Annotated in this window: 4 protein-coding genes; all 4 read left to right on the forward strand. The window is 69.5% G+C overall.

The window, feature by feature from the left end:
• A partial coding sequence (locus AC1DXV_RS32375) for a ComEC/Rec2 family competence protein (RefSeq protein ID WP_477937582.1) occupies positions 1 to 877 on the forward strand: 877 nt, incomplete at its 5' end.
• A gap of 48 nt (positions 878 to 925) precedes the next feature.
• The gene (locus AC1DXV_RS32380; protein WP_477870388.1) at positions 926 to 2,362 is read left to right on the forward strand and encodes a circularly permuted type 2 ATP-grasp protein; all 1,437 of its coding nucleotides are present in this window, start codon (positions 926 to 928) and stop codon (positions 2,360 to 2,362) included.
• A gap of 36 nt (positions 2,363 to 2,398) precedes the next feature.
• The gene (locus tag AC1DXV_RS32385) at positions 2,399 to 3,382 is read left to right on the forward strand and encodes an alpha-E domain-containing protein (protein WP_477870390.1); all 984 of its coding nucleotides are present in this window, start codon (positions 2,399 to 2,401) and stop codon (positions 3,380 to 3,382) included.
• Between the two features lie 10 nt (positions 3,383 to 3,392).
• The coding region (locus AC1DXV_RS32390; RefSeq protein ID WP_477937584.1) for a transglutaminase N-terminal domain-containing protein at positions 3,393 to 3,830 on the forward strand (438 nt) is incomplete at its 3' end.

The raw sequence follows: 3,830 nt of genomic DNA on the forward strand, positions 1-3,830 counted from the left end.
GCCGTGGCGGCTGCGCCTGCTGGCCGTGCCGCTGGCGTTCCCGCTGCTGCTGCCGCCGCGCGATCTGCCGGCCGCCGGGCAGTTCGAGCTGGTGGCGCTCGACGTGGGGCAGGGCACCTCGGTGCTGGTGCGCACGCGGCAGCACCTGCTGGTCTACGACGCCGGCCCGCAGTACTCGCGCGAGTCGGACGCCGGCCAGCGCGTGCTGCTGCCGCTGCTGCGCTCACGCGGCGAAGACCGCATCGACCGCCTGGTGCTGAGCCACCGCGATGCCGACCACACCGGCGGCGCCGCGGCCCTGATCGCCGGCCTGCCGGTCGCCGAGCTCGACAGCTCGCTGGAAGACGGCCACCCGCTGCGCGATGCCGGCATTCCCGCCACCCGTTGCGCCGCCGGCCAGTCCTGGGACTGGGACGGCGTGCACTTCCAGATGTTGCACCCGTACGCCGACGACTACGCGCGCGCCCGCAAGCCGAACGCCGTCTCGTGCGTGCTGCGCGTCAGCGCCGGCGGGCGCAGCGCGCTGCTCACCGGCGACATCGAGCGCGAGCAGGAGGGCGCGCTGGTCGAGCGCGTCGGTGCGGGCCTGCGCAGCGAGCTGCTGCTGGTCGCGCACCACGGCAGCCGCACCTCGTCGAGCGCGGATTTCCTCGATGCGGTGCAGCCGCAGGTCGCGCTGATCCAGGCCGGCTACCGCAACCGCTTCGGCCACCCGGTGCCCGAGGTGCTGGCCCGGCTGCACGAGCGCGACGTGCTGGTCGCCGCCACCGCCTCGTGCGGCGCCTGGCGCTGGCGCAGCGATCGCCCGGCCGCTGCTGGCGTTTGCGAGCGTGACCGCGCCCGCCGCTACTGGCACCATCGGGTGGCGCCAGCTTGATGAGAATGGCCTGGAATTTGCTACCCTGACCGAGAGGAGACCGATTCGATGAGAGCAAGCTTCGACGAGATGCAGGCCACCAGCACCACGGTGCGCGACCACTACCGGGTGTACGAGCGCTGGCTGGCCGAGCAACCGGGCGACGTGATGCGTTCGCGCCGCGAGGAAGCCGAGATGATCTTCCGCCGCGTCGGCATCACCTTCGCGGTGTACGGCGCGAAGGACGAAGACGGCTCCGGCACCGAGCGCCTGATCCCGTTCGACCTGATCCCGCGCGTGATTCCGGCCGGCGAGTGGAGCAGCATGGAAGCCGGCCTGCGCCAGCGGGTGACCGCGCTGAACCGCTTCATCCACGACGTCTACCACGGCCAGGAGATCATCAAGGCCGGCATCGTGCCGGGCGAGCAGATCTTCAAGAACGCGCAGTTCCGCCCCGAGATGATGGGTGTCGACGTGCCGGGCGGCGTCTACTCGCACATCTCCGGCATCGACATCGTGCGCGCCGCCAACCCCGATGGCAGTGGCTCGTACTACGTGCTCGAGGACAACCTGCGCGTGCCCAGCGGCGTGAGCTACATGCTCGAGAACCGCAAGATGATGATGCGGCTGTTCCCCGACCTGTTCAGCCAGCACCGGGTCGCGCCAGTCGCGCACTACCCCGACCTGCTGCTCGAGACCCTGCGCGCGGTCGCGCCGGCCGCCGTCAACGACCCGACCGTCGTCGTGCTGACGCCCGGCATGTACAACAGCGCCTACTTCGAGCACGCCTTCCTCGCGCAGCAGATGGGCGTCGAGCTGGTCGAGGGGCAGGACCTGTTCGTCAAGGACAACTTCGTCTACATGCGCACGACGCAGGGGCCGAAGCGGGTCGACGTGATCTACCGCCGCGTTGACGACGACTTCCTCGACCCGCTGGCCTTCCGCCCCGATTCGACGCTCGGCTGCGCCGGGCTGCTCAGCGTCTACCGCGCCGGCAACGTGACGCTGTCGAACGCCATCGGCACCGGCGTGGCCGACGACAAGTCGATCTACCCGTACGTGCCGAAGATGATCGAGTTCTACCTCGGCGAGAAGCCGATCCTGAACAACGTGCCCACCTACCAGTGCCGCGATGCGGAAGACCTGAAATACGTGCTGGCGCACCTGGGCGAGCTGGTGGTGAAAGAGGTGCACGGCGCCGGCGGCTACGGCATGCTGGTCGGGCCGGCCGCCACCAAGGACGAGATCGCCGATTTCCGCAAGGCGCTCGAGGCCAACCCCGCCGGCTACATCGCGCAGCCCACGCTGAGCCTGTCGACCTGCCCGACCTTCGTCGACAGCGGCATCGCGCCGCGCCACATCGACCTGCGCCCGTTCGTGCTGAGCGGCAAGACGGTGCAGATGGTGCCGGGCGGGCTGACGCGCGTCGCGTTGAAAGAGGGCTCGCTGGTCGTCAACTCGTCGCAGGGCGGCGGGACGAAGGACACCTGGGTGCTGGAAGCCTGAAGACATGGAAGCCTGAAGACAAGGGAGATCAAGAACATGCTGTCGAGAACCGCCGACCACCTCTTCTGGATGGCCCGCTACATGGAGCGGGCCGAGAACACCGCCCGCATGCTGGACGTCAACTACCAGACCTCCCTGCTGCCGCAGTCGGCCGATGCCGCGGTCAACGGCTGGAAGGGGCTGCTGAGCATCTCCGAGCTGAGCCACGACTACGCGTCGCGCTACGGCGAGATCGATGCCCGCCGCGTGATGGACTACATGGTGAGCGACGAGCGCAACCCGTCGAGCATCTACAGCTGCCTGATGGCCGCGCGCGAGAACGCCCGCGCGGTGCGCGGCACGCTGACCACCGAGGTCTGGGAGACGCAGAACCAGACCTGGCTCGAGTTCCAGCGCATGCTGCGCCACAAGACCTTCCAGAAGGATCCCGGCGAGGGCTTCGAATGGGTCAAGTTCCGCTCGCACCTGTCGCGCGGCGTGACGGTGGGCACGATGCTGCAGGACGAGGCCTTCCACTTCCTGCGCATCGGCAGCTTCCTGGAACGCGCCGACAACACCGCCCGCATGCTCGACGTGAAGTTCCACGCGGTCGAGAGCGAGTTCTTCGGCACCGGCTCGATGGGCAGCAACGGCAACGGCAACGGAAAGGACCAGGAGTACGACTTCTACCACTGGTCGGCGATCCTGCGCTCGGTGTCCGGCTTCGAGGTCTACCGCAAGGCGTATCGCAACGTGATTCGCCCGGAGAAGGTGGCCGAGCTGCTGATCCTGCGCGCCGACATGCCGCGCTCGCTCGCGGCCTGCATGGACGAGGTCGTCAACAACCTGCGCCAGGTGGCCAACGAGCAATCGTCGGACACGCTGCGCCGCGCCGGCCGCCTGCAGGCCGACCTGCGCTTCGGCCGCATCGACGAGATCCTCGCCACCGGCCTGCATGCCTTCCTCACGCAGTTCCTCGAACGCGTCGGCACGCTGGGGGTGGGCATCAGCCGGGACTTCCTGGTGCCGGTCGCGGCATGACCGGCCTGGGATGAAACTCGACATCCGGCACGTCACGCACTACGACTACAGCGCGCCGCTGCAGTACGCGCTGCAGTCGCTGTGCCTCACGCCCCAGGCGAACGCGCACCAGACGGTGCTCGACTGGAGCCTGTCCGCGCCCGGCCAGCTGTTCGCGCAGCGCGACGGCTTCGGCAACCTGGCCCACACCTGGAGCCTGCGCCAGCGCGTGTACCGCGGCGTGGTGCGGGCCTCGGGCGTCGTGCGCACGCATGCCTCGCCGGTGCTGGTCGACGCCTGCATCGCACCCGAGTTCTACCTGCGCGCCACGCCGCTGACCCCGGCGACCGGCGCGCTCGCCGCGCTCGGCCGCCGCCACCTCGACGGCCCGGCCGATGAAGCGCGTGCGCTCGCGCTGGCCCTCGACGTGGCCGACCGCATCGCCTACGAGGGCGGCAAGACCACCACC

Source organism: Rhizobacter sp. P3_C12, from assembly GCF_056402735.1.

What these genes read in the sequence shown, in the direction of transcription:
- AC1DXV_RS32380 (WP_477870388.1), top strand. Translation starts at nt 926, where the DNA reads ATGAGAGCAAGCTTCGACGAGATGCAGGCCACCAGCACCACGGTGCGC.
- AC1DXV_RS32385 (WP_477870390.1), top strand. Translation starts at nt 2,399, where the DNA reads ATGCTGTCGAGAACCGCCGACCACCTCTTCTGGATGGCCCGCTACATG.